This is a genomic window from Pseudomonas sp. W4I3 (assembly GCF_030816195.1).
Taxonomy (GTDB): Bacteria; Pseudomonadota; Gammaproteobacteria; order Pseudomonadales; family Pseudomonadaceae; genus Aquipseudomonas.
The window spans coordinates 3,684,708-3,709,145 of record NZ_JAUSXS010000001.1 but is presented as its reverse complement, the minus strand read 5'-3'; the positions used below and the strand labels follow the sequence as shown (position 1 = coordinate 3,709,145).

Here is a 24,438-nt window from a genome sequence, read left to right as displayed (position 1 = left end):
CTGCAGCGCGCTCGTTGTCAGTGAACCTTAAAAAATACTGAGAGGCACGCCACGCGCGTGACCTTTGGAGAAAGCATGGATTTTTGGACCGCCATACAGGCATTGATTCTTGGCGTAGTCGAGGGGCTGACGGAGTTCCTGCCGATCTCCAGTACTGGCCACCAGATCATCGTCGCTGACCTGATCAATTTCGGCGGCGAACGTTTCGAAGCCTTCAATATCATTATTCAGCTGGGCGCAATCCTGGCGGTGGTCTGGGAGTTTCGCCGCAAGATCCTCGATGTGGTCGTCGGCTTGCCCACCCAGCGCAATGCCCAGCGTTTCACCGTAAACCTGATCATCGCGGTGTTGCCGGCGGTGGTACTGGGGGTGATCTTCGCCGACCTGATCAAGCATTACCTGTTCAACCCGATCACCGTGGCCACGGCGTTGGTGGTGGGTGGCGTGATCATGCTGTGGGCTGAACGCCGGCAACATGCCGTGCATGCCGAAACCGTGGACGAGATCACCTGGAAAGACGCACTCAAGGTCGGCATCGCTCAGTGCCTGGCGATGATCCCCGGTACCTCGCGCTCCGGTGCGACGATCATCGGCGGCCTGCTGTTCGGCCTGTCGCGCAAGACCGCCACCGAGTTTTCGTTTTTCCTGGCGATGCCGACCATGGTCGGTGCAGCGCTGTACTCGGGCTACAAATACCGCGACCTGTTCCAACCGGCGGACCTGCCGGTGTTCGCCATTGGTTTTGTCACCTCGTTCATCTTCGCGATGATCGCAGTCAAGGGCCTGCTCAAATTCATCGCTAACCACAGCTACGCGGCCTTTGCCTGGTACCGCATCGCGTTCGGCCTGGTGATCCTGGCGACCTGGCAATTCGGCTGGATCGACTGGACAGCCGTCAAGCCATGAACATTCAGCATCCGCGCCTGAAGGCATTGATCTTCATGCTGCTGTGCGCCGCGCCACTACTGGGTTCGGTGCTGCTGTGGCATCGCGGCGATACCGTCATCCCGCTGGCGGCGTACGGCGTGGTCAGCGTGGTGGCGTTCTTTTTGTACTGGAGCGACAAGCGCAAGGCGCAGACAGAAGCGCGACGCATCCCGGAAAACATCCTGCACGCCGTCGAGCTGGCGGGCGGTTGGCCGGGTGCGTTGATCGCACAGCAGGTGTTTCGGCACAAGACACGCAAGGTGTCCTACCAGGTGCTGTTCTGGGTGATCGTGCTGCTGCACCAGGTGTTCTGGCTGGATCAGCTGTTTCTCGGCGGTACGCTGCTTTCAATCCTCTAGCAACAACCCGACCTGTGTGCGCTTGGGCAGCTTGCTCACCACCAACTGGTGGGAACGCTGCAGCAAGCCACGCAGTTCTGCGGGCCCCAGCGGGTAGGGCGTATTCATGATGATCCACTGCGCGCGTGCCAGGTACGGCGCCGGGTGGATGCCTGGGCGATCGACATGGCCGAGGAACAGTTCCTTGTCGACCTTGAACGCCAGTGAATCGCCGCGCAGGTTCTGCAGCGCGAACATCTTGTTGCCGGCAATCGAGAACACCCGCACGCCGCCCCATTTGTAATCTTCACGCGCGCCCGGCAGGCTCAGGCAGAACTGCGCGACTTGTGCTTCGGTCATGCTCATAACAGGCGATCTCCACAGCCCTTGAAGCCTTCTTCCAGGTAATCGATCCAGGCGCGGATAGCGGGCAGCACACCGCGCCGGTGCGGGTACACGGCCTGCAACCAGCCGCCCGGCAGCGACCATTGCGGCAGCAGTTGCACCAGTCGGCCGCTGGCCAGTTCCTCTTCGCAATACATCATCGGCAGCTGGGTGAAACCCACGCCCATCAGGGCGCTGGTCTTGCGCACGATAAAATCCTCGATGCCCAGGCGCGCTTCCATCACCAGTTCATGGGCGTTGCCCTGCGGGTCGATGATGCGCTGGTGCACCATGCGGTCCGCTTCGAGTGCGCCCATGATCGGCAGCTGTTTGAGGTCGTCCAGGGTTTCTACCCGGCGATCGCTCACGAGCGCCGGGCTGGCGACCAGTACGGTGTGCGCCTCGCGCAAGCGTTTGGTGACCAGCAACGGGTCTTCGTCGCCCAGTTCACGTACGCGCAGCGCGACGTCGATGCCCTCGGCCACCAGGTCGACGCGGCGGTTGACCAGGGTCATGTCCAGTTGCACCAACGGGTGCGCGGCGAGAAACCCGGCCACCAATTCCGGCAGGATCTGCTGCGCCAGGCCGACCGGGCACGTGACCCGCAGACGCCCCCGGGGCTCGCTGGACATACTGGCCACCGCTTCATCGGCCATCTCCGCTTCCAGCAACATCGCCTGGCAGTGGCGCAGGTAGCGTTCGCCGACGGCGGTCAGGGTCAGTTGCCGGGTGGTGCGTTGCAGCAGGCGCGCGCCAAGGCGTTCTTCCAGCTCGGCAATGCGCCGTGACAGTCGCGATTTGGGGATGCCCAACAGGCGGCCGGCAGCAGCGAAACCGCCGGCTTCGACGACTTTGGCGAAATAGTAGAGGTCATTGAGGTCTTGCATGGTCAGCCTATTGTCCCGTCAGTAGGACAATCTATCGCATTGCAGGTGGCTTATCGACCATTGGTTAGGTGCGTAGCATCAACACCATCTGATCGCCCCTGACGATCCCACCTCGGAGACTCACCATGAAACTGTTGCATATCGATTCCAGCATCCTCGGCGACAACTCGGCTTCCCGTCAGCTCAGCGCCGGTGTGGTCAAGGCATGGCAAGTCGCCGAGCCGGGCGTGCAAGTGACTTACCGTGACCTGGCCAGCGAAGGGATCAACCACTTCTCCGGCGCCACCCTGGGCGCCCTGGGCACCGCCGCCGAACTGCGCGATGCCGCGCAAAAGCACGAAGCCGAACTGAGCGCATCGTCGCTGGCTGAATTCCTCGCCGCCGATGCCGTGGTGGTGGGTGCGCCAATGTACAACTTCACCATCCCGACCCAGCTCAAGGCCTGGATCGACCGCATCGCCGTCGCCGGCCAGACCTTCCGCTACACCGAAGCCGGCCCTGAAGGCCTGTGTGGCAACAAGAAGGTGATCATTGTCTCTACCGCCGGTGGCCTGCACTCCGGCCAGGCGTCGGGCGCTGCTCATGAAGGTTATTTGAAGCTGCTGTTTGGCTTCCTTGGCATCACCGACATCGAAATCGTACGGGCTGAAGGCCTGGCCTACGGCGACGAAGTGCGCAGCAAGGCGTTGAGCGATGCCAACGTGCTTATCAACGAACAGTTGTTCGCCGCCGCGTAAGACTTGTGTAAATTTGCGCCTCGCCTGGTTTCAATCTGAAGCCGGGCGCCTAAACTCTGTATTCTGATCGCCTGAGCGCGAGCGGAGTACGGAGTTTTTTGATTTATGGCCCAGGTTATGCAGGCTTGGGTTCATTACCCCGGAATTTTTATACGACCTGCCGACTCTCATGCAGCAAAGGTGGACATCCCATGATGCGACTCTGTGCTGTTCTGGTTCTTACCCTCTGCGGCGGCCTGCTTTCAGTGCAGGCCGCGCCTGCGCCGCACCCACATTGGAGCGTGGGCTTTCATCGCATGAGCGTGCTCGACCCGCTGGATGAGCAGCCGATGAAGGCCATTGCGTTTTACCCCTCCACCGACGCCGAGCACTCCACGGTGTTGGGTGCCTATCATGTGGCTGCGGGCGAAGACGCCAAGGTTGCCATCGGCCGTTTTCCGATGCTGATGTTGTCCCACGGCAATACCGGTACGCCGTTGGCCCTGCATGACCTGGCCACTTCGCTGGCGCGCAAGGGCTTTGTGGTGGTGGCGGTGCTGCACCCCGGCGACAACTATAAGGATCACAGCCGCCTGGGCACCGTGAGCAACCTGTATGGTCGGCCGATCCAGATTTCCCAGGCGATCACTGCAGCACTGGGCGACCCGATGCTCTCGCCTTTCGTCGACGTCGACCAGGTGGGCGTGATCGGCTATTCCGCCGGCGGCGAGACGGCGCTGATCCTGGCCGGCGCCAAACCTGATTTCGAGCGCCTGCGCCGCTATTGCCAGCAGCGTCCGCAAGACCGTGACGCCTGCACTACAAAAGGCGAACTGGTAGTCGACCGTGACGACCTGCAGCCCCAGGCCGACCCACGCATCCACGCGCTGATGCTGATGGCACCATTGAGCCTGATGTTTGGTCGCCATACCCTGGCTGACGTGCATGTGCCGGTGCTGCTCTACAGCGGCGATGGCGACCAATTGGTCGCCGTGGACAAGAACGCTGCCGCCCTGGCGCGCAAGCTGCCGGAGCCGCCGGACTTCAAACTGCTGGCCGGGGCAGGGCACTTCGTGTTCATGGCGCCGTGCGACAGCGACCAATTGGCGACGATGCCCGCCATCTGCACCGATGCCGACGGCGTCGACCGCGAAGGCATTCACCGCGATCTGATCTCCGAGGCCGGGCGCTTTTTCAGTCACACCCTCGGCGAGGCCACTCGCGCCGGGCTACAGACGGCTGATCAGTAAGCGCGACGCTTGAGCAGCACGGTCAGCGTCAGTGCTGTGACGGACAGCAGCGCCGCGCAGAAGAAGATCCAGCCGTAGCCGAGGTTCAATGCCACTGCGCCCATCAACGGTCCGGCAATCGCCAGGGCCAGGTCGAAAAACACCGCGTACGCACTCAGCCCGGCGCCACGGCTGCTGTCGGGCACGCGCTTGATGGCTTCTACCCCGAGCGCCGGGTAAACCAGCGACAAGCCGAAACCGGTCAACCCGGCGCCGATCAACGCCACGCCGGTCGACGGCGCCAGCCACAGCAGCGTGAGGCCCAGGGTCTCGATGAGCATGCAGCCGATGGCGGCGGTGAAGCCGCCCACGCGGCTGATGGCGGAAATAAACAGCAGGCGCGACGCGATAAAACACACGCCAAACACGGTCAGGCAATACGCCGCGCCGGTCCAGCCGCGATTGAGGTAATACAAGGTGATAAAGGTGGTCAGCGTGCCGTAGCCAATCGAGGCCAGGCACAGGCTGGCGCCAAACGGGGCGATACGTCCGAACACGGCCCAGAACGGCAGGCGCTCGCCGCGCACCACCGGTACCGAAGGTTTATTGCGGATTAGCATCAGGCCCAGCGCGGCCAGTCCCGTCAGTGCCAGGCCCAGGCTGGCGAAGCCATAGTCGGCCACCATCACCACCCCCAGCGGTGCGCCAATCGCGATAGCGCCGTAGGAGGCAATGCCATTCCAGGAAATCGAGCGGGCGGTGTGCTCGGTGCCCACCGCGCCCATGCACCAGCTGATGGTGCCCACGCCAATCAGGCCCTGGGCCACGCCCAGCAGCAACCGGCCTACGATCAGCACCGCCAGGCTAAGCGCCGGGATGCCTTCCAGCAGCACCGCGATAAATGTCAGCACGCCACTGATCAGGATGCCGGCGAGGCCCAGTACAATCGCGCGTTTGGTGCCGACGTTGTCCGACATGCGCCCGGCCATCGGCCGACTGAGCAAGGTCGCCAGATACTGCGAACCGATGGTGACGCCGGCCACCACGGCGCTGTAGCCCAGATGTTCGTGCACATAGCCTGGAATCACCGCAATCGGCAGGCCGATGCAGATAAAGGCAATGAACGTGTAGAAGACGATGGAGACGATCTGCAGGGTGATCGACAGGGAGGAGGGGGCAACAGGCATGTGAGCTCATTCGCTGGCGGGCGGTATGGCCATGATGCCACTGCCCTAACCAATGTGGGAGGGGGCTTGCTCCCGATAGCGGTGGTTCAGCCCATTCATAGGTGACTGATACGCCGCTATCGGGAGCAAGCCCCCTCCCACATTTGGCTCTGCTTCTTAGCTAAAAAACTAAAGGCTGCCTTAAAACACCACACCCTGGCTACGCAGGTAGTCGTCATAGGTGCCGCTGAAGTCAATCACGCCGCTGGCGCTCAACTCGATGATGCGGGTGGCCAAAGACGATACGAACTCACGGTCGTGGCTGACGAAGATCAGCGTGCCCGGGTAGTTCTCCAGCGCCAGGTTCAGCGCTTCGATGGATTCCATGTCCAAGTGGTTGGTCGGTTCGTCCATGATCAACACGTTCGGCTTTTGCAGGATCAGCTTGCCGAACAGCATGCGGCCTTGCTCACCACCGGAAATCACCTTTACGGACTTCTGGATCTCGTCGTTGGAAAACAGCATGCGCCCCAGCGTGCCACGGATCATTTGCTCGCCCTGGGTCCACTGGCCCATCCAGTCGAACAGGGTGACGTCGTCTTCGAAGTCATGGGCGTGGTCCTGGGCGTAATAGCCCAGTTCTGCGGCGTCGGTCCACTTGATGCTACCGGCGTCCGGCGTCAGTTCGTTGACCAGCGTGCGCAGCAGGGTGGTCTTGCCGATACCGTTCGGGCCGATGATCGCCACGCGTTCGCCGGCTTCAACCTGGAAGCTGAAATCCTTGAACAATGGCTTGCCGTCGAAACCTTTGGCCATTTTTTCGACCATGACAGCCTGGCGGTGCAGCTTCTTGTTCTGATCGAAACGGATGAACGGGCTCACACGGCTCGAAGGCTTGACCTCGGCCAGTTGGATCTTGTCGATCGCCTTGGCGCGGGACGTGGCCTGCTTGGCTTTCGAGGCGTTGGCCGAGAAGCGGCTGACAAACGATTGCAGCTCGGAAATCTGCGCTTTCTTCTTGGCGTTGTCCGACAGCAGTTGCTCGCGGGACTGGGTCGCCACGGTCATGTACTCGTCGTAGTTGCCCGGGAACAGGCGCAGCTCGCCGTAGTCCAGGTCAGCCATGTGAGTGCACACGCTGTTCAGGAAGTGACGGTCGTGAGAGATGATGATCATCAGGCTGTTACGCTGGGTCAGGATGTTTTCCAGCCAGCGAATGGTGTTGATGTCCAGGTGGTTGGTCGGTTCGTCGAGCAACAGCACTTCCGGGTCGGAGAACAGCGCCTGGGCCAGCAATACGCGAAGTTTCCAGCCAGGCGAGACTTCGCTCATCGGGCCGAAATGCTGATCCAGCGCAATGCCCAGGCCCAGCAACAGCTCACCGGCACGGGATTCGGCGGTGTAGCCATCCATTTCGGCGAACTCGGTTTCCAGCTCGGCCACGGCCATGCCGTCTTCTTCGCTCATTTCCGGCAGCGAGTAGATGCGGTCGCGCTCGGCCTTGACCTTCCACAGCTCTTCGTGGCCCATGATCACGGTGTCGAGCACGGTGAATTCTTCGTAGGCGAACTGGTCCTGGCGCAGCTTGCCCAGGCGCACGTTCGGCTCCAGCATGACCTGGCCACCGGACGGGTCGAGGTCGCCGCCCAGAATTTTCATGAAGGTCGACTTGCCGCAACCGTTGGCACCGATCAAACCGTAGCGGTTGCCGGCGCCGAACTTGACCGAGACGTTCTCGAAGAGCGGCTTGGCGCCGAACTGCATGGTGATGTTAGCTGTGGAGATCAATTACTTTACCTATCAATGGGTTGCGAGCGTGACGGCAGACGCCTTCAGGCATGCGTCAACAGCGACATCAAGGCGCGAAACCCGGTCGCTGAGCGTAAAATTTGGGATGTGTGTTGGAATTTGGCGCGCATTGTCGCATATGTCAGGCAACAGTTGTATGGCGAGCGAAGGATGGTTTTGCCAATGTCTCCGGCATGGCCAGCATCACCAGCAGCAACGCCACGGCCGCCACCCCGGCCAGGGTCAGGAAGGCGGTGTTGTAGCCGGCCAACTGCACCACGAAGCCGGCCAGGCTGCTGCTCAGCGCCGCGCCCAGGCCAAATACGGTCGACAGCGCGCCGAGGCTGACGTTGAAGCGGCCGCTGCCCTGGGTCAGGTCCTTGACGATCACGGGGAACAACGCGCCGAAAATACCGGCGCCGATGCCGTCGAGCATCTGTACCGCAACCAGCCAGTAGGGGTCGCTGGACAAGGTATAGAGCACGCCGCGCAGTGGCAGGATCATGAACCCGGCCAGCAGCAGTGGCTTGCGCCCCCACAGGTCAGCCTTGGCCCCCACCAGCATCGCCGTCGGCACCATCACCAGTTGCGCGGCGACGATGCAGGCCGAGGTCAACGGCGTGGCCATCTGCAGGTTGATCTGCGACAGCTTCTGGCTGACCAGCGGCAGCATCGCCGCATTGGCCAGGTGAAACAGCGCGCAGCAAATGGCGAACAGCAACAGCGGGCGGTTGGCCAGCAAGACGTTCAGGCCCGAGGGCTGTTCATGGTCAGTGTGATGCGCCGGGTCGAAGCCGCGGGCCACTTCGTGGTCGATCGCGTTGGCCGGGACACAGGCGACCGCGATGACACTGGCGACGGCCATAAACGCCATCAGGTAGAACACCACCACCGGCCCGAACAGATAGGCCAGCCCCCCGGCCAGCAATGCCGCGACCGCGTTGCCGGCGTGATTGAAGGTTTCGTTGCGCCCGGTACGCCGGGTAAACGCCCGTGGCCCGGTGATGCCAAGGGAAATCGCGGAAATCGCCGGTGCAAACACCGACGCGGCGATGGCGCTGGCGGCCTGGGTCAGCGCGACCCAGCCAAATGAACTGACAAAGGGCAGCATCAGGCAACTGAGCGTGACCAGCAGCGCGGCAAGCGCAATCACCGCGCGCTTGCTGCGAGTACGGTCGATCAGCGCGCCTGCCGGCCCCTGGGTGATCAGCCCGCAGATACCTGCCAGGGTCATGACCACGCCAATGCTGGCCGGATCCCATTGGTGAACCGCCAGCAGATAAATCGCCAGGTAGGGGCCCAAGCCGTCGCGCACATCCGCGAGAAAGAAATTCAGGCTGTCCAGGGACAGGGCAGTGCGCAGGTCTGAGTGATGGGCCACGGGGCAACCTTCCAGAGCGCTGTCCAGGGGCTGAACAGGCGTTGGGCTAGTGACTCGGGCGCCTTGCGATAAGTTTCGTGGCGGCCTGAGGTTTTCTGCGGCGCCTGATGAAGCTGGTTTTCGCGCGCAAAAAAAGCCCGCGAATGATTGCGGGCCAAGGGGATTCACTGGAGTAGGTAGCCTTCACCCTATACGTCGGAAAGTGAAGGCCTCGTGAAAATGCCGTGATCAAACCGGATGAGGGTGCCGTTCAAGCCCTACGTACGAACGTGCGCATGGTTTGCCCAGGGCCTGTGCCGAATACGGTTGGCCGCGGCATGCCTTCATCGGCCGCGATAAACACAAAATCATCGCCTTCGAGCCGGTAGCTGGCCGGCAGCGACTTGCCGGCGTCCTCGCCGATGGCGTCTACCCAGGTAATGCTTTTGGGCGTGGTGGTGGCGTCCAAGGCAAAACGGCCAGCCAGCAAGAGGCGGCCCTCGACCGTGACGACTTCAAATGTGTCCCCGCTGATCGTGGTAATGGCACCCGGCGCGCTATGGGCGTCGGCCGGGTTGAGGACGCCATTGTCTTCCAGGGCAGTTTGCTCCCAGGCGCCCTGCAGGGCGTGGAAATCCGTGACTGATGCAGATGACATGCAAGTTCCGTTTGCTGGAGGGCAAGGTGGAGAATTGTAACCGCAATGTAACAGTGGGTGCGGTGGCAGGATTTTTTCTTTATGAGACAGCCATTTGACAGCTTTTTCATGTTGTATTGACTACGCTTGAGGCGTGACTAGTCCCACAAGAATATGTCTTTGCTACTACGCCTCGACATAAATCAGAAATAATCCTTTTAATAGTGGGATATTTCGTCAGACTCAGTGGTCAGACTGCCACCGTTCCGCTGTGCTCAGGGCGTTGTCCCTGATCTGGAAGCCATTAATGTGACTGTTAAATGATGGCCTTTTAGTATTAATTTAAGGTGTTTCTATTTTGAATCGAACTTCCCCGCCTGCGCCCGCTGCGTCTGATGAAATTGATCTGTTTGAATTGTTTAATGCCATCTGGCGGCAAAAAAAGCTGATCGTGGGCTGTACGGTTTTGGCGGGAGTTTTAGGCGCGGGCTATGCCTTTCTGGCACCCAAGACCTTTGAGGTCAGCAGCGTGCTGCGGCCTGCGGCGATCAACGAACTGGATGCGTTGAACCGCTCCGAAGTGTACAAATTGCCGCCCGCCGACGCATTGCTCAAAGTGGGCGCGCAATTGGACTCCTACGAGGCTCGCCTGGGCTTCTTCAAAGACCACGAAGAATTGTTCAAGGCGTTCCAGAAGCCAGGGCAAACCCTGGAGCAGAGTTTTGAAGCCTTCAACCGCAACTCGGTCAATCTGATCCTGCCGGACCCGAAGAAGTCCGACTCGCTGAGCAACTATATTCGCCTGGAGTTGCAGTACCCGACCGATGTTGACGGGGTGAAGATTCTCAACGGGTTTGTCGACTACGCCATTGCCGCAGAGCGTCAGCAGGTTGGCGCCGACCTCAAGGTGATCGTGAACAACCGCCTGACCGAACTCAAAGGCAAGATCGACGCTGCTCGTGCCAACTACGATACCGACAAGGAATCGAAGATCGCCAAGCTGCTCGAGGCGGACCGGCTCAAGCGCGCCCAATTGCAGGATGAGCTCAGTGCCCTGCGGTTGCAGATGAAAATGGAGCGCACCAACCGCCTGGCGGAATTGGCTGAAGCCATCAGCATCGCTCAGTCCATGGGGATCAGGACGCCGACCACGCCGTCCTCTATGGCTGACTCCGCGCGAACCGGCTCGAGCCAGGTGATGCGCACCGAGGTCAACAACCAGAAGATTCCGCTGTACTTCCTGGGTACCGAGGCGCTGGAGGCTGAGCGCGCCGCGCTGCAAAAGCGCACCAGCGATGACTTCACCAACCCGCGTATTGCCGAAATTGGCAAAGAACTCCAACTGTTGGACGCCAACCGCGAAGTTGAAGTGCTGCGCAAGCGCGGTAATGAAGACATCTTCCTGCAGGACGTTGAGCCGCTTCGCGCCGAAGTCGCTCGGTTGCGCGGTTTGAACATCGACATGAGTAACCTGAAACTGGTGACGATTGACCGTCGCGCCCAGGAGCCCTTGTCGCCGATCAAACCGAAAAAGTCCCTGGTCATTGCGTTGAGCCTGGTAGGCGGGTTGGTGCTCGGAATGATGATCGCGCTGATCCGCCATTTGATGCTCACCCAGCGTCGTGCCGTACCTTATTCGGCGTTGGAAGACAGCAGTTTTTCCCGGCGTGAGCGTAAGGACGATCAGCTGTAAACCCTAGTAACGCCTTGTGGCGGGCGGGCCCTGGGGCCCGCCTGCTCACCCCTCCCAGCACAATTCATGGACAGCTTTTCACAATTCTTAGTTAACCTTTGGTTACAAAGTATGGCTAAATAACGGCCAATGGTCATACACCGCATGGTTCTCCAGCCGGTCGTGTCACCTGTATGTGAATTGTGATTTCAGGTGCTGCTTATCCATCCTCGGCCGTTGTGGGCGCGCAGGAGCAGCCTGTTCTCTCCCTGACGTGTGACGAATCCCTTGAAACTCATCATTGTTGCTCTCTACGTTGCCTCCATCGCGTATGTACATTTGCGTGGCCGGGTGCGACACAAGTTGGGCCGCCAGCTTAGCGATCACTCGACGTTTTTGGCGCCGATCAACTGCTTCCTGTACCTGTTCTCCAGACAACCAAGCCGTCCTTTCCTGTCGCCCAGCGATTTTCCGGACCTGAGCCCGTTGCAGGAACACTGGGAAGAGATTCGCCAGGAAGGCCAGAACCTGATGCGCGCCGGGGAGATCAAGCGTTCGGAGCAGTACAACGACGTGGGTTTCAATTCGTTCTTCAAATCCGGCTGGAAGCGCTTCTACCTGAAGTGGTATGGCGACAGCCACCCGTCGGCGATGAAGTTGTGCCCACGCACCACTGAGTTGGTGCAAAGCATCGGCTCGATCAAGGCGGCAATGTTCGCCGAGCTGCCGCCAGGGTCCAAGCTGGTGCGCCACCGTGACCCGTACGCGGGCTCCTACCGCTATCACCTGGGGCTCGATACGCCTAACGATCCGGGTTGCTATATCAATGTGGATGGCGAGAGCTATTACTGGCGCGACGGCGAACCGGTGATGTTCGACGAGACCTACATTCACTACGCAGAGAACACCACGGCGCATAACCGCATCATTCTGTTCTGCGACATCGAACGGCCGATGAAATATCGCTGGGCCGCTGCGTTCAATCGCTGGTTCAGCCGCAATGTGATGGCCGCCGCGGGCTCGCCCAATGATGAAGGCGACAAGACCGGCGGCCTCAACCGGGCCTTTACCCGCTTGTACAAAATCCGGTTGCGCGGCAAGGAACTCAAAAAGCGCAACCGTACGCGGTATTACCTGGAAAAGTGGGCGATCTTCGCCGGCTTGGCGCTGATCTTCATCCTCATCTGAGCCCCGCCCAGGGCGCGAATCACTTCGGTGGCTTCGCGCCCAGCTTGTCCCACATCCGCTTGCTGATCTTCTGCCGATTAGCGTAACCGGCCCAGGGGTCGTCCTTTAAATCCTGCAGGCGTTCATGCAGGTTGGCCACTGTCCATTGCTGCGCGCCGCGCAACCCACTCAATTCTTCCCGACTGACCGGTACCGAGACCGGCAGGCCTGGTCGCGCACGCACGGAGTAAGCCGCAACGGTGCTGGCGCCCCGACTGTTACGCAGATAGTCGATGAAGATTTTGCCCACGCGGTTTTTCGGGCCGCTGGTGGCGGTAAAGCGCTCGGGCAACTGGCGGGTCATGAATTCGGCGATGGCTTTGGCGAAGGCTTTCACGCTGTCCCAGTTATCTCGCCGCGCCAGCGGTACGATCAGGTGCAGGCCTTTGCCGCCGCTGGTTTTGGCGAAGGCTTGCAGGCCCAGTTCGTCCAGCACCGACAGGGTCAGTTGCGCCGCTTCCAGCATGGACTTCCAGGGCAAGGCGGGGTCCGGGTCGAGATCGAGCACGAACAGGTCCGGGGTTTCGATCTTGTCGGTGGTAGCGCCCCAAGTATGCAATTCGACCGTGCCCATCTGCACGGCGCCGACCAAGGCATCCGCGGAGTCTATTTCCATCAGGCGCGCATGGCTGGGATCCAGCGCCTGGTCCAATTGCTTGATGTGCGGGATCGTCATGCGTTCGACATGCTTCTGGAAGAACTGCTCGCCTTCGATGCCCTCTGGCGCCCTGAGCAGCGACACGGGCCGGTTGCGCAGGAAGGGCAGGATCCAGGGGCTGATGTCGGTGTAGAACTGTGCCAATTGCTGTTTTTGCGTGCCACTCTGCGCGTCGATCACGCGATCAGGGTGAGTGATTTTTGTGGACTTCACGGGTTTTGCGTCCTTCTCGGTTTTTTTCGCCTTGGGCGCCTTGACCGATTTGGCCGTGCGCGGCAGTTCGTGAATGATCTGCTCAGCCGGCTTGTCGGTGCGCATGCCCACAAACGCGGCCTGGCGCACCACGCCTTCACGGGTCCATTCGGCAAATTGCACTTCACCGACCAGACTCGGCTCGACCCAGTGCACGCCCCGCGCCTGAGCGCTGGTCAACGGCTTTTGCAAGGGTGAATCTTTGCGCTCGAGCGCAGTGAGTTTGGCGTAGATGGCCTTGAGTGAGGCTTGGTCGAAGCCGGTGCCCACGCGCCCGGCGTACACCAGCCCGGTATCGTCGTTGACCGCCAGCAGCAGTGCGCCGAACCCGGTGCGTGAACCCTGGGGGCGGGTGTAACCGACGATCACGAATTCCTGGCGCAAGCGGCATTTGAGCTTGATCCAGTCGGCACTGCGACGGGATACGTAGGGGCTGCCGGCACGCTTGCCAATCACGCCTTCCAAGGCCAGGTCGCAGGCGCTTTCGAAAATGTCACGGTGGTTGGCGGCAAAGGCTTCGGAGAAGCGCAGCAGCTTGCTATTGCTGGCCGACAGCGCCGATTTGAGTGCGGCGCGACGATCTTCGACCGGGTCTTCACGCTGATCGCGGCCGTTCAGGAAGGGCGCATCGAACAAGTAGTAAACGATGTCGAGGCTGCGGCCGATGTCGAAGGCATTCTGCAACGCCTGGAAATCCGGCAACCCGTCGCCGTTGAGGCTGACCACTTCGCCATCGAGCCAACTGTCCTTGAGCTTGAGCGCTTGCAAGGCTTTGGCCTGGCGCGGCAGGCGCTCGGTCCAGTCATGCCCGTTGCGAGTGAACAGACGCACCTCACCGTCGCGGATGCGCGCCATGATGCGGTAACCGTCGAACTTGATTTCGTAGAGCCAGTCACCTTCGGGTGCGCGATCGACCAGGGTCGCCAGTTGCGGCGGAAACTGCTCGGGCACCTCTGCTGCCTGCTTGCGCGGGGTGGCCTTGGTTGCCGTTTTGGTTGCCGCTTTGGTTTTTGGCGGCGTTTTGGCCTTGGCCTTAGCCTTGGGTTTGCCGACTACGGCATCGCTGAGCACGCTGGCAGGCTCGGCCTGGACGATATCGTACTCGGCGCTGGGCCGCGCCTGCGGGTCCTTTTCCTTGATCAGCAGCCATTGCTCCTTGTCGCCGCTGCCCCTGAGCCGGGTGCGCACCAGGGTCCAGTCGCCGGAGAGCTTTTCGCCGATCAGGCTGAACTTGAGCTTGCCGGCCGCATAGGCCTTGTGCGGGTCGTCATGGGGCTGCCAGATGCCACGGTCCCACACGATGACGTCCCCGGCGCCGTATTGGCCGGCCGGAATACTGCCCTCGAAGCCACCGTAACTCAGGGGATGGTCTTCGACGTGCACCGCCAGACGCTTCTGGCTCGGGTCCAGGCTGGGGCCTTTGGGCACTGCCCAGCTCAACAGTACGCCGTCCAGTTCCAGGCGAAAGTCATAGTGCAGGTTACGCGCATCGTGCTTCTGGATCACGAAGCTCAGGGCCGAGGCTTTGCGTTTGGAAGCAGGTGACTCGCCGGCGGGCTCGGCGGTGATCCCGAAGTCGCGTTTGCGGTTGTACTCGCTCAGGGGCTTTGCCATGTCGTTCTCCAGCCAATGGCAGACTCAAGACGCCTTTTTGTTGGATTTTTTCGCGGTGGGTTTCTTTGCCGCAGGTTTGCCCGCCAAGCTGCGCTTGAGCAGTTCCGTCAGGTCGATCACATCGGCGGACTTGCGCTCTTCGCTGCCTTCGACCGATTCCACGTCTTCGATCTTGCCTTCCTTGGCCTTTTTCTCCACCAGCGCCATGATCTTTTCCTGGAAGGTGTCGCGGTATTCCTCGGGTTGCCAGTCGGCGCTCATGTCCTCCACCAGACGCTTGGCCATGTCCAGCTCACCCTTGGCCAGGGTTGGTTTGATCACATCTTCGCCCAGTTCCAGCTCGTCCAGGCTGCGCACCTCGGCGGGCCAGCGCAGCATCACCAGCACCAGCGCCGATTCCAGCGGCATCAATGCGGCGAGGTGCTGCTTGGTGTGCAGCACCACATTGGCCAGGGCGACCTTGCCGGTTTTTTTCAGCGCTTCGCGCAGAAGCGCATAGACTTTGCCGCCGCGTTTGTCCGGGGCCAGGAAGTAGGGCGTGTCGATGTTTTGCAGGGGGATCTGGTCGCTGTCCACGAAGGCGATGATTTCGACGGTCTGGGTCGACTTGGGGTGGGCTGAGCGGATTTCATCCTCGCTGAGCACCACGTAGCGGCCTTTTTCAAAGGCGACGCCCTTGACGATATTTTCCTTGGTGATTTCCTTGCCCGTGGTCTTGTTGATGCGCTTGTAGCCCACCGGGTCCATGCTGCGTTTGTCCAGCCAGTCAAAGTCGACGCCTTGGGAAGACGTCGCCGACACCAGCGACACCGGGATGTGAACCAAGCCGAAACTGATGGCGCCTTTCCAGATTGCCCGGGGCATAAGTACGTCTCCTAAAATAAGCCTGTGTTCTGGTGACTCGTGGGGTCGGGCAAAAGTTTCGGCGAGCGGATGCTCGGACAGATCGTGTTACACCTGATGAGAAACTATTTAATGTCGTCATACGAACCCCTGGGGTAGCGTGTTATCGAAAGCACGTGTACTCGGCAAAGAGAGGCATCGTCATGAACAGTTATGTGCGTCATCTTGCAGCGCTGGCGTTGGGTCTGGTCCTGGTTCCCCTGGCCCAGGCGCAAACCCTGCCGGGGCGTTACGACACCAATAACAGCCCCATCCATCGGGCCAACCCCAACAGCATGCAGGGCACCCAGCCCAATGCGCCGGCGGTTCGCGGTATTCAGACCGCGCCGACCAACCCCCGGCCTACCGTGGAAAACGGCGGGATCGGCAACAGCTATCCCAAGCGCGACGCCACGCCCAGTCGCCCGAACACCGAAACCAAAGCTCCCACCTATGATGCCAACGGCAATCGCCGGTAAGGATTCGTCTTATGTTTCTACGCAAAACCCTGCTCGCCGCTATTTGCGCAACCACGCTGCTGCCATTGGCGGCGGCTCATGCCGCTGATGCCCAACAATTTCCCAGTGAGCAAGGCAGTGTCACGGCCACGCCGATTGCCAAGGGTTTGAATCATCCCTGGGCGGTGGCATTCCTGCCGGACAGGCAGGGCTTTCTGGTAACCGAGCTGCCCGGCCATCTGCGCTTCGTCAGCCCTGACGGCAAGCTTTCCGCGCCATTGACGGGCGTGCCGCAGGTGTGGGCCAAGGGGCAGGGCGGGCTGCTTGACGTGGTGCTGTCGCCCGACTTCAAGCAGGACCGCATGGTCTACCTGTCGTATGCCGAAGGCGGCGGCGAGGATGGCAAGGCCGGGACCGCCGTGGGGCGAGGGCGCTTGGCTGATGACCTGAGCGGCCTGAAGGACTTCAAGGTCATCCTGCGCCAGGAACCGAAGCTGTCCACTGGCAATCACTTCGGCTCGCGCCTGGCGTTTGACCGTGACGGCTACCTGTTCGTGACCCTGGGCGAAAACAACGTCAGGCCCACCGCCCAGGACTTGGACAAGCTGCAAGGCAAAGTCGTGCGCATTTATCCGGATGGCCGCGTGCCCGACGATAACCCTTTTGTCGGTCAGCCAGGGGTACGTCCCGAGATCTGGTCCTACGGCCAGCGTAACCCGCAGGGGCTCGCGTTGAACCCGTGGAGTGGCACAATCTGGGAAAACGAGCATGGGCCACGTGGCGGTGATGAAATCAACATCATCGAGCGCGGCAAGAACTACGGCTGGCCGTTGGCGACGCATGGCATCAACTACTCCCTCACGCCGATTCCCGAGGCCAAGGGCAAGACCGCCGAAGGCACCGTGGCGCCGCACCATGTGTGGGAGAAGTCACCGGCGATCAGCGGCATGGCGTTCTACGACGCCGACCGTTTCAAGGCATGGCAGCACAACCTGTTTATCGGCGCGCTGGCCAGCCAGGAGTTGATTCGGTTGCAGTTCGATGGCGACAAGGTCGTCCATGAAGAGCGCTTGCTGGGTGACTTGAAAGCGCGGATTCGCGATGTGCGGCAGGGGCCGGATGGCTATCTGTATGTGCTGACGGATGAGGACGATGGGGTGTTGTATCGCGTTGGGCTGAATCAGGATTGAGTAACCGCCGCGCGGATCGTTCCCACGCCGTGGGAACGATCTTTCGGGGCTACAAACCCAGCTCGGACAAGCCCGGATGATCATCCGGGCGACGCCCCAGTGGCCAGTGGAACTTGCGTTCGCTCTCCTTGATCGGCAGGTCGTTGATGCACGCAAAACGGTTGGCCATCAGGCCGTTCTCGTCGAACTCCCAGTTTTCATTACCGTACGAACGAAACCAGTTGCCGGAGTCGTCGTGCCATTCGTAGGCATAGCGCACGGCGATGCGGTTGCCGGTGAACGCCCATAACTCCTTGATCAGTCGGTAATCCAGCTCTTTAGCCCATTTGCGCGTGAGGAAACCCTTGGCTTCTTCGCGGTTATGGGCGAACTCGGCGCGGTTGCGCCACTGGGTGTCCAGCGTATAGGCCAGTGAAACCCGCTGTGGGTCGCGTGAGTTCCAGCCGTCTTCGGCCAGGCGCACTTTTTCGATGGCCGACTCACAGGTAAAGGGTGGCAGTGGCGGGCGTACTTCTGCGTTGGATGACATAAAGCGGCTCCTGAAAAGTCATGAAAGTGCAGCGAAAGTTGTTCAAAGCCCCAACAGCGTGCGCGCCATCGCTTGCGCGTTATCGGCAGCCGTTGTATCGCCCATCACCAGGGCAACGGTGATGGCGCCATCAATCAAGATCAGCAGCTGCGCGGCCTGGCGCTGCGGATCGGGGGTGCCATGTGCGTGACACAGTTCAAGTAGGTATTCGAACAGTTTTTGTTTGTGGGCCTTGGCCAGCAGGCGCACCGGGGAGCGCGCGTCGCCCGGTTTCGCCGCTGGTATTGATAAAGGCGCAGCCACGAAAGTCCGCCGAGCCAAACCAGCCTTTCAGGGCGCTGAACAGCGCGAGCAGGCGCTCGCCGCTGTCTTCACTGCGCTCTACTTCAGTACGCAGCCAGCGCATCCAGCGTTCGTCGCGGCGCTGCAGGGCGGCGATCACCAGCTCATCCTTGTTGGTGAAATAGCGATAGATGCTTTTTCGCGAGACCCCCGCGGTTTTCACCAGCAAGTCCATGCCGGTGGCAGCGATGCCGTGCCGATAAATCAACTTCTCGGTCACGTCGAGAATAATGTCGCGGGTTTCGTTATTTGTCATGTCGTTCATGCAATCAACAGTAGAACGATCATTCTTCTTGGTCAATAGGGAATTTTCCATTCACACTGACGAGACCTGAGTGCCCCCATGGTGTAAGCTTTGGGCCTCTTCGGATTCGACCCACTGCGAGCCTTATGCCGTCGTTCTTCAAACGCTCCCTGCTGCCTAAACTGCGCGGTTTTCCACTGTCTGCCGATGCCATCGAGGTGCTGCCCAGCGCCGATGCCTATCGTCGCTGCCTGTTGGAGAAAATCTCCCAGGCCACCCGGCGCATCTACATCGTTGCGTTGTACTTGCAGCAGGACGAAGCGGGGCAGGAGATCTACGACGCACTGCACGCCGCCAAGGCTGCGCGACCGGGGTTGGAGATCGTGGTGATGGTCGACTGGTTGCGCGCCCAGCGTGGCTTGATCGGCGCCGGCAAACAGCCCGGCAACAGCGCCTGGTACCAGGCCATGACCCAGAGTCACGCCAGTGAAGTGCCGGTGTACGGCGTGCCGGTGCAAACCCGCGAGCTGTTCGGCGTGTTGCACCTCAAGGGCTTTGTGATCGATGACACGGTGGTGTACAGCGGCGCCAGCCTGAACAACGTGTACCTGCACAAGTTCGACAAATACCGCTTCGACCGTTATCACCTGATCCACAGCCAGGCGCTGGCCGATTCCATGCAGCACCTGGTGGAGCATGGCCTGATAGCGTCCAAGGCGGTGCATCGCCTCGACCTGCCCAACCCGCCCACCACCCGCAGCCTGCGCAACGACATCGGCGACCTGCGCAGCCGCCTCAAGCATGCGGCGTATGACACCAGCGCCGGGCAGTTGCCCAATGGGCAGCTGCAAGTCAGCCCATTACTCGGCGTGGGCAAGAACAACCCGCTCAGCCGGGTCATCCTGGAGCTGATCGCCAGCGCCCAGCAGCAACTGACCATCTGTACGCCGTACTTCAACCTGCCGCTGCCGGTGACTCGGGAGATCAACCGGGCCCTGGCGCGCGGGGTGAAGATCGACATCATCGTCGGCGACAAGACCGCCAACGACTTCTACATTCCGCCCAGCGAACCCTTCAAGGTGATCGCCGCGTTGCCTTATCTGTATGAAATCAGCCTGCGTCGCTTTGCCAAGCGCCATCAGCCGATGATCGACAACGGCCAGTTGAACCTGCACCTGTGGCATGACGGCGACAACAGCTATCACCTTAAAGGCATGTGGGTGGACGAGCGCTACACGTTGCTCACCGGCAACAACCTCAACCCCAGGGCGTTCCGCCTCGACCTGGAAAACGCCTTGCTGATCGACGACCCCAAGGGCGAATGGTTGGCGCCGCGTGCGCAAGAGCTTGCGCATATTTTCCAGCACACCACGCGCATTGCCGGCTACCAGCACTTGGAGACCCTGGCGGACTACCCGGCGGCGGTGGGCAAGTTTTTGCGCCGGGTCAGCCGGGTCCGCATCGAGCGGCTGCTCTACCGGATTTTGTAAAACCACTTGGCAAAAAAACACCCAGGCGCCGAAAGGGATTCACTGTAGGAGCGAGCTTGCTCGCGAAAAACGTCCAGGCAACGCGTTCTGGATAAACGCGGGGACCTTTAGTTCTTCGCGAGCAAGCTCGCTCCTACAAAAAGCTCTAACTGATTGGCACCAGGGCCTGGGTGTTTTTTTGTGCGGGCTTAGTTCAGGCCCAGCTTGCCGCGCAGCATCGACAGGTCTTCAGCCAGGGTATTGACCGGACCCACCAGGGCCTTGCGGTCGTTATCCTTGACCTTGTCGTAGGTCTCAAAGCCACCGTCCGGGGTTTTGTACTTGGCCAGGATCTTGTCCACGGTGGCAAAGTTCTTGTCGACCTTGGCCAGAAACCCCTTGTCTTGTTGGTCGATCTGGCCACGGAACAGGTCGACGATTTTCTTCGCGCCGTCGATGTTGCCTTGGAAGTCGTACAAGTCGGTGTGGCTGTAGCGGTCTTCTTCGCCGGAAATCTTGGTCGCGGCAACTTCTTCAAGCAGTGCTGCGGCACCGCCGACGACTTTTTCCGGTGGGAAGGTCAGGCCGTCCACCCGGGTTTTCAGGTCCAGCACGTCGCTGTTGAGCTTGTCAGCGAGGGCATTCAGGCCCTGGGTGGTGTTCTCCGAGAACAGGCTGTACTCGATGCGGTGGAAGCCAGTGAAGTCTTCGGCCTTCACGCCTTTTTCGTGATCGTCGACACGAGAATCGATAGAGGCGTCGAGGTCGCTGAACAGCTCGGCGATCGGCTCGATGGACTCATAGTGCACACGGGTCGGCGCATAGAGCTTCTTGGCGGTGGCCAGGTCGCCTTTTTTCACCGCGGCGGTGAAGGCCTGGGTTTGGGTGACCAATTCACCGATCTCTTCGGTAACGTAGATCTTGTAGTCCGACACCGGACCTACCAGGTCCAATGGCGCCGTGGCGGCAAATGCGGCCAGCGGTGAAAGGGTCATCAGCAACGACAACGCGAGGGTTGACTTCTTCATGGGACGGTATCCGCTCTGAGTTTGTTTTAGGTATGGGCAGTGGTGTGAGGGTGCGTTGCCGCAAGCAGCGTGCGCCCGATGAAGTCATCAGGCCCCGTGACCCCCGGCAAGGTGAAGAAGTAGCCGCCGCCGACGGGCTTGAGGTATTCCTCCAGGGGCTCGCCGTTGAGCCGGGTCTGCACGCTGATAAAGCCTTTCTCCAGGTCAGCCTGGTAGCAAATGAACAACAGTCCCATGTCCAGCTGACCGTTCTTGTTGACGCCGTTGGAGTAGTTGAACGGCCGCCGCAGGATCAGATTGGCCTGGGTCTGCGGGGTGCGTGGGTTGGCCAGGCGGATGTGGGCATCGAGCTTGGTCAACTTGCCTTCCGGGTCCTTGCTGTAGTCCGGGACCTGGGACTCCCGGGTGCCATCCATCGGCGCGCCGGTGGGTTTGACGCGGCCGATGATGCTTTCCTGTTCCTGCAGCGGGGTGCGGTCCCAGCGCTCCACGAAGTTGCGGATGATGCGCACGGCCTGGTAGCTGCCATGGGCGGCCCAGGCGGGTTCGTCGCTGCCGCTCTGGACCCAGACGATCCGGTCCATGGCCGTAGCGTCGTTGGAATCGGGGTTGGCCGAACCGTCGCGAAAGCCCAAAAAGTTGCGCGCACTTTGTGCCGGCTCACCGGGTTTGGCCGGCGCCTGGGGCGGCACGCTGCCCTCCTGTTTCCAGCGCACCAGCAGCAGGTCGGGCAGGTTCTTTACGATGTCGCGCAGCGCGTGGATATTGGTGTCCGGGGTGTTGGAGCTGAACTGCAGGCTCAGGTCACCATGGCACTGCGCCGGTTCCAAAGCATCGTTGGGGAAGCCGACCATGCGGATCAGGCGCTTGGGTTTGGCTGCGCCGAGGCCGAAGCGCTCATCGAACAGTGACTCACCTACCGAAACGGTGATGGTCAGGTTATCCGGCGTGACCACGGGGCCGAGGATGCCGGAGTCGGTGGGCGGCAGTTTCGGGTCGACTTGCGGCACGGTACCTCCGGTCATCAGGAAGGCGATGCGCTCGTTCAAGGTGCGAAACAGGCGCTCCAGGTCGTCACGGTCGCTGGCCAGCACGTCGAATGCCACGACCATGCCGCAGGCCGGACGCGGGGTGACGATACCGCTTTGGTGCTTGCCGAAGAACGCCTGGTGGTCCTGGGTCTTGTCACTGCGCGGCGCGGTGGTGACTTGTTCGGCGGCGGCCGCCATGGCCGGGCAGGTCAGGGTGCTGCCGGCAATCGCCGCACCAGTGGCGGCCATGCCCAACAGGACACGGCGGCGTTGAAGGTCAAATTGTGCTGAATCACTCATGTGTGCGGTCGTCTTCACTGCAGGCCGGAAAGGCCAAGGGCGGGGTCGATTCCATCGAGTGCGGCGGCCAGTGCCTTGGCCTTGTCGCTGATCTGCTTGCGCTGATCGGCGGTCACGCTGTCATAGGTGGCGTAGCCCTGATCGACCTTCAAACCGTTGAGTTGGGCATCGAAGGCGGCGAGGGCGCTGTCGACTTTAGGCAGCAGGTCGGCAGCGGACTTGGTCAACAGCGGCCGCATCAGCTCGACGACCTTGTGTGCAACCTCCAGGTTGGCGGCGAAACCGTTAAGGTCGATGTGGCTGTAGCGTTCCTCTTCACCGCTAATGGCGCGTACATCCGCCAGGCTGTTGAGGTTGCGCACTACGATGCTCACCAGTTGCTCCGGTGGCAGGGATTGGGCGAGCAGTTGTTGCCTGAGGGTGGTGACGTCGCTCAGCAAGCGCTGGGCAATCGGCGCCAGGCCGTCGAGGCTGCGTTGCTGGAACAGGCTGTATTCCAGGCGATGGAAGCCGCTGAAGGCTGGGTCCTGCTCGCGTTTTTCAAAGTAGTCGGCGCGTGCATTGATCGCGTTGTCCAACTCGGCCAGGCGTTGCGACGCCGGCGCCAAGCGTTGGTAGGCCTCGCGAGCCGGCACATACAGCGCCTGGGCCTGGGCGAGATCGCCGGCATCAATCGCCTGTTGCAGCGCGGTGACTGCCTTGACCAGTGCACTGCCTTGGCTGCTCAGGTAAACCCGGAATTCCGACAACGGCCCGATAAACGCCACCATCGATGGCTTGGCCTTGGCTTGGGCGTCGGACTGTGCAGTGGGCGTGACATGCAAGGTGCCACGCGGGTTGCTCAGCAGGCCGCAGGTGATCGCGTAGTCGCCGGGCAGCAGGTTGGCGTTGATCACCTGGCTCAGGCCCGGCGCGATATTTTCGCGCTCTTCGACGACCAGAACGCCGTCAAGGATTTCCCATTCAACGGCACGATCAGAGCGGTTGATGATGCGAAAACTTGCACGGCCGGCGGGTACCGTCAGTTCGTTCGGCTCACAGGCGTGGCCATGAATGGTCACCGCGATTTCATCGTGGTTGGCCTGGCGCTTGCTGGCCGCCAGTTGCGAGGCGTAATAGAACAGGCCACCGGCGGCGATCATCACGACCACCGAGCCCGCCACGGCCCAGCGCAGGGCGCGGGGTGGCGAAGCCGGTTGAGGGGTTGGGTTGGACAAGGTACGGTCCTTACTGGCTGGAAACGGAAGAAGGTGCGGCGGCCGGCTTGGACGGCGCGGCGGGCAGGAAGAACATCACCAGGGCCACCACCAGGTAAATGAGGTAGGCGCCGAGGGTGCTGACGGTCGGTGTTTCCTGATAGCCGAACATGCCGGCGAGTACCGAACCCAGCGGGCTGTCCATGGGCAGCGCGGCGCTGAAGTCGAACAGCACGGTTTGCAGGTGATTCCACACGCCCGCTTCGTGCAGGGCTTGCACCGAATTGGCGAGGATGCCGGCGGCCACCACGAGGATAAACAGGCCAGTCCAACGGAAAAACGCACCGAGGTTCAGGCGCATGCTGCCGGTGTAAATGAGGAAGCCGACGATGATCGCCAGGATCAGGCCGAGCAGGGCGCCTATCGGTGCGCCCGGGCCTTCGCTCTGCTGGAACACCGCGAGCAGGAAGAACACGGTTTCCAGGCCTTCGCGGGCCACGGCGAAAAACACCATGAGGATCAGCGCCGTTACCTGATGCTTGGAGCCGGCCAGTGCGTGGTCCAGGGATTGATGCAGGGAGTGCTTGATCGACCGCGCCACCTTGCGCATCCAGAACACCATGGAACTGAGGATGCCCACTGCGACCAGCCCGACAATGCCTTCGAACAGTTCCTGCTGCTTTTGCGGAAATTCGGCGCTGACCAGTTCCAGGCCACCGCCCACCAGCAGGGCCAGGGCAGCGGCGAGAAACACGCCGATCCACACAGCGGGCATCCACTGGCCGCGCCCGGTCTGTTGCAGGTAGCTGGCGATAATGCCGACGATCAACGCCGCTTCAATGCCTTCGCGCAGCATGATTAAAAAAGGAACGAGCATCGGGCACCAGGGCGTAACTAGATAGGAAGCTAAGTTG

At 61.0% G+C, this 24,438-nt stretch carries 22 protein-coding genes and 1 pseudogene; 9 read left to right on the top strand and 14 right to left on the bottom strand.

Annotated features, from left to right (window positions below; all coding sequences use genetic code 11):
• Nucleotides 1-75 precede the first annotated feature (75 nt).
• Together QF045_RS16910 and QF045_RS16905 are read left to right on the top strand one after the other, a co-directional pair.
• The gene (locus QF045_RS16910) at nt 76-906 is read left to right on the top strand and encodes an undecaprenyl-diphosphate phosphatase (protein WP_306493224.1); all 831 of its coding nucleotides are present in this window, start codon (nt 76-78) and stop codon (nt 904-906) included.
• A complete protein-coding gene (locus QF045_RS16905) occupies nt 903-1,286 on the top strand; it encodes a DUF1294 domain-containing protein (protein ID WP_306493223.1) in 384 nt (127 codons plus the stop codon). Before QF045_RS16910 ends, QF045_RS16905 begins: the two co-directional genes overlap by 4 nt.
• On the opposite strand, the gene QF045_RS16900 is transcribed toward QF045_RS16905, so the two are convergent.
• Nucleotides 1,275-1,631, bottom strand: a complete 357-nt coding sequence (locus tag QF045_RS16900; protein ID WP_306493222.1) for an MmcQ/YjbR family DNA-binding protein — start codon at nt 1,629-1,631, stop codon at nt 1,275-1,277. The two genes, QF045_RS16905 and QF045_RS16900, sit on opposite strands and share 12 nt — an antisense overlap.
• Nucleotides 1,628-2,536 (bottom strand): LysR substrate-binding domain-containing protein, encoded by a 909-nt coding sequence (locus QF045_RS16895; protein ID WP_306493221.1) that lies wholly within the window; start codon nt 2,534-2,536, stop codon nt 1,628-1,630. The genes QF045_RS16900 and QF045_RS16895 overlap by 4 nt, the downstream gene beginning before the upstream one ends.
• A 125-nt stretch (nt 2,537-2,661) precedes the next feature.
• Here QF045_RS16895 and QF045_RS16890 point away from each other — a divergent pair, with 125 nt between their 5' ends.
• A complete protein-coding gene (locus tag QF045_RS16890; RefSeq protein ID WP_306493220.1) occupies nt 2,662-3,273 on the top strand; it encodes an FMN-dependent NADH-azoreductase in 612 nt (203 codons plus the stop codon).
• A gap of 191 nt (nt 3,274-3,464) precedes the next feature.
• Nucleotides 3,465-4,502: a dienelactone hydrolase gene (locus QF045_RS16885; protein ID WP_306493219.1), complete on the top strand. Its 1,038-nt coding sequence runs from the start codon at nt 3,465-3,467 to the stop codon at nt 4,500-4,502.
• Here QF045_RS16885 and QF045_RS16880 read toward each other — a convergent pair.
• The 4 genes from QF045_RS16880 to QF045_RS16865 all read right to left on the bottom strand — a co-directional run bounded on the left by QF045_RS16880 (nt 4,496) and on the right by QF045_RS16865 (nt 9,453).
• Nucleotides 4,496-5,668, bottom strand: a complete 1,173-nt coding sequence (locus tag QF045_RS16880; RefSeq protein WP_306493218.1) for an MFS transporter — start codon at nt 5,666-5,668, stop codon at nt 4,496-4,498. The two genes, QF045_RS16885 and QF045_RS16880, sit on opposite strands and share 7 nt — an antisense overlap.
• Before the next feature lie 180 nt (nt 5,669-5,848).
• On the bottom strand, nt 5,849-7,435 hold the full coding sequence (locus QF045_RS16875) for an ABC-F family ATPase (RefSeq protein WP_306493217.1): 1,587 nt from the start codon (nt 7,433-7,435) through the stop codon (nt 5,849-5,851).
• 142 nt (nt 7,436-7,577) lie between these two features.
• Nucleotides 7,578-8,816 carry an MFS transporter gene (locus QF045_RS16870; RefSeq protein WP_306493216.1) on the bottom strand — a complete coding sequence of 413 codons (1,239 nt, stop codon included), beginning with the start codon at nt 8,814-8,816 and terminating at the stop codon, nt 7,578-7,580.
• A 250-nt stretch (nt 8,817-9,066) separates the two neighbouring features.
• Entirely contained in the window at nt 9,067-9,453 is a 387-nt protein-coding gene (locus QF045_RS16865; RefSeq protein ID WP_306493215.1) for a TIGR03067 domain-containing protein, read from the bottom strand.
• A 337-nt stretch (nt 9,454-9,790) separates the two neighbouring features.
• On the opposite strand from QF045_RS16865, the gene QF045_RS16860 reads away from it, so the two are divergent.
• Both QF045_RS16860 and lpxO read left to right on the top strand, forming a co-directional pair.
• Nucleotides 9,791-11,125 (top strand): LPS O-antigen chain length determinant protein WzzB, encoded by a 1,335-nt coding sequence (locus QF045_RS16860; RefSeq protein WP_306493214.1) that lies wholly within the window; start codon nt 9,791-9,793, stop codon nt 11,123-11,125.
• A 267-nt stretch (nt 11,126-11,392) separates the two neighbouring features.
• Nucleotides 11,393-12,292, top strand: coding sequence for a lipid A hydroxylase LpxO (gene lpxO, locus QF045_RS16855; protein WP_306493213.1), 900 nt, complete (start codon nt 11,393-11,395; stop codon nt 12,290-12,292).
• A 19-nt stretch (nt 12,293-12,311) separates the two neighbouring features.
• Here the strand turns inward: lpxO and ligD are convergent, their stop codons facing one another.
• Entirely contained in the window at nt 12,312-14,855 is a 2,544-nt protein-coding gene (gene ligD / locus QF045_RS16850) for a DNA ligase D (RefSeq protein ID WP_306493212.1), read from the bottom strand.
• Between the two features lie 24 nt (nt 14,856-14,879).
• Nucleotides 14,880-15,719, bottom strand: a complete 840-nt coding sequence (locus QF045_RS16845) for a Ku protein (protein ID WP_306493211.1) — start codon at nt 15,717-15,719, stop codon at nt 14,880-14,882.
• A gap of 182 nt (nt 15,720-15,901) precedes the next feature.
• On the opposite strand from QF045_RS16845, the gene QF045_RS16840 reads away from it, so the two are divergent.
• A complete protein-coding gene (locus QF045_RS16840; protein ID WP_306493210.1) occupies nt 15,902-16,216 on the top strand; it encodes a hypothetical protein in 315 nt (104 codons plus the stop codon).
• Between the two features lie 11 nt (nt 16,217-16,227).
• Nucleotides 16,228-17,385: a PQQ-dependent sugar dehydrogenase gene (locus tag QF045_RS16835; RefSeq protein WP_306493209.1), complete on the top strand. Its 1,158-nt coding sequence runs from the start codon at nt 16,228-16,230 to the stop codon at nt 17,383-17,385.
• A gap of 49 nt (nt 17,386-17,434) precedes the next feature.
• Here QF045_RS16835 and QF045_RS16830 read toward each other — a convergent pair whose 3' ends face one another.
• On the bottom strand, nt 17,435-17,914 hold the full coding sequence (locus tag QF045_RS16830) for a nuclear transport factor 2 family protein (protein WP_306493208.1): 480 nt from the start codon (nt 17,912-17,914) through the stop codon (nt 17,435-17,437).
• A gap of 42 nt (nt 17,915-17,956) precedes the next feature.
• Nucleotides 17,957-18,521 (bottom strand): annotated as a pseudogene (locus QF045_RS16825) (TetR/AcrR family transcriptional regulator).
• A gap of 125 nt (nt 18,522-18,646) precedes the next feature.
• Here QF045_RS16825 and pssA point away from each other — a divergent pair.
• On the top strand, nt 18,647-19,990 hold the full coding sequence (pssA, locus tag QF045_RS16820) for a CDP-diacylglycerol--serine O-phosphatidyltransferase (RefSeq protein WP_306493207.1): 1,344 nt from the start codon (nt 18,647-18,649) through the stop codon (nt 19,988-19,990).
• A gap of 188 nt (nt 19,991-20,178) precedes the next feature.
• Here pssA and efeO (QF045_RS16815) read toward each other — a convergent pair whose 3' ends face one another.
• Genes efeO (QF045_RS16815) through efeU form a run of 4 tightly spaced genes read right to left on the bottom strand, consistent with a single transcriptional unit; the run spans nt 20,179 to nt 24,401 of the window.
• Nucleotides 20,179-20,997, bottom strand: a complete 819-nt coding sequence (gene efeO, locus QF045_RS16815; protein ID WP_306493206.1) for an iron uptake system protein EfeO — start codon at nt 20,995-20,997, stop codon at nt 20,179-20,181.
• 26 nt (nt 20,998-21,023) lie between these two features.
• Nucleotides 21,024-22,328, bottom strand: coding sequence for an iron uptake transporter deferrochelatase/peroxidase subunit (gene efeB / locus QF045_RS16810; protein WP_306493205.1), 1,305 nt, complete (start codon nt 22,326-22,328; stop codon nt 21,024-21,026).
• A gap of 14 nt (nt 22,329-22,342) precedes the next feature.
• Entirely contained in the window at nt 22,343-23,545 is a 1,203-nt protein-coding gene (efeO, locus tag QF045_RS16805; protein WP_306493204.1) for an iron uptake system protein EfeO, read from the bottom strand.
• A gap of 10 nt (nt 23,546-23,555) precedes the next feature.
• Nucleotides 23,556-24,401, bottom strand: a complete 846-nt coding sequence (gene efeU / locus QF045_RS16800) for an iron uptake transporter permease EfeU (protein WP_306493203.1) — start codon at nt 24,399-24,401, stop codon at nt 23,556-23,558.
• Nucleotides 24,402-24,438: the final 37 nt, after the last annotated feature.

What these genes read in the sequence shown, in the direction of transcription:
- QF045_RS16910 (WP_306493224.1), top strand. Translation starts at nt 76, where the DNA reads ATGGATTTTTGGACCGCCATACAGGCATTGATTCTTGGCGTAGTCGAG.
- QF045_RS16905 (WP_306493223.1), top strand. Translation starts at nt 903, where the DNA reads ATGAACATTCAGCATCCGCGCCTGAAGGCATTGATCTTCATGCTGCTG.
- QF045_RS16900 (WP_306493222.1), bottom strand. Translation starts at nt 1,631, where the DNA reads ATGAGCATGACCGAAGCACAAGTCGCGCAGTTCTGCCTGAGCCTGCCG.
- QF045_RS16895 (WP_306493221.1), bottom strand. Translation starts at nt 2,536, where the DNA reads ATGCAAGACCTCAATGACCTCTACTATTTCGCCAAAGTCGTCGAAGCC.
- QF045_RS16890 (WP_306493220.1), top strand. Translation starts at nt 2,662, where the DNA reads ATGAAACTGTTGCATATCGATTCCAGCATCCTCGGCGACAACTCGGCT.
- QF045_RS16885 (WP_306493219.1), top strand. Translation starts at nt 3,465, where the DNA reads ATGATGCGACTCTGTGCTGTTCTGGTTCTTACCCTCTGCGGCGGCCTG.
- QF045_RS16880 (WP_306493218.1), bottom strand. Translation starts at nt 5,668, where the DNA reads ATGCCTGTTGCCCCCTCCTCCCTGTCGATCACCCTGCAGATCGTCTCC.
- QF045_RS16865 (WP_306493215.1), bottom strand. Translation starts at nt 9,453, where the DNA reads ATGTCATCTGCATCAGTCACGGATTTCCACGCCCTGCAGGGCGCCTGG.
- ligD (WP_306493212.1), bottom strand. Translation starts at nt 14,855, where the DNA reads ATGGCAAAGCCCCTGAGCGAGTACAACCGCAAACGCGACTTCGGGATC.
- QF045_RS16845 (WP_306493211.1), bottom strand. Translation starts at nt 15,719, where the DNA reads ATGCCCCGGGCAATCTGGAAAGGCGCCATCAGTTTCGGCTTGGTTCAC.
- QF045_RS16840 (WP_306493210.1), top strand. Translation starts at nt 15,902, where the DNA reads ATGAACAGTTATGTGCGTCATCTTGCAGCGCTGGCGTTGGGTCTGGTC.
- QF045_RS16835 (WP_306493209.1), top strand. Translation starts at nt 16,228, where the DNA reads ATGTTTCTACGCAAAACCCTGCTCGCCGCTATTTGCGCAACCACGCTG.
- QF045_RS16830 (WP_306493208.1), bottom strand. Translation starts at nt 17,914, where the DNA reads ATGTCATCCAACGCAGAAGTACGCCCGCCACTGCCACCCTTTACCTGT.
- pssA (WP_306493207.1), top strand. Translation starts at nt 18,647, where the DNA reads ATGCCGTCGTTCTTCAAACGCTCCCTGCTGCCTAAACTGCGCGGTTTT.
- efeO (WP_306493206.1), bottom strand. Translation starts at nt 20,997, where the DNA reads ATGAAGAAGTCAACCCTCGCGTTGTCGTTGCTGATGACCCTTTCACCG.
- efeB (WP_306493205.1), bottom strand. Translation starts at nt 22,328, where the DNA reads ATGAGTGATTCAGCACAATTTGACCTTCAACGCCGCCGTGTCCTGTTG.
- efeU (WP_306493203.1), bottom strand. Translation starts at nt 24,401, where the DNA reads ATGCTCGTTCCTTTTTTAATCATGCTGCGCGAAGGCATTGAAGCGGCG.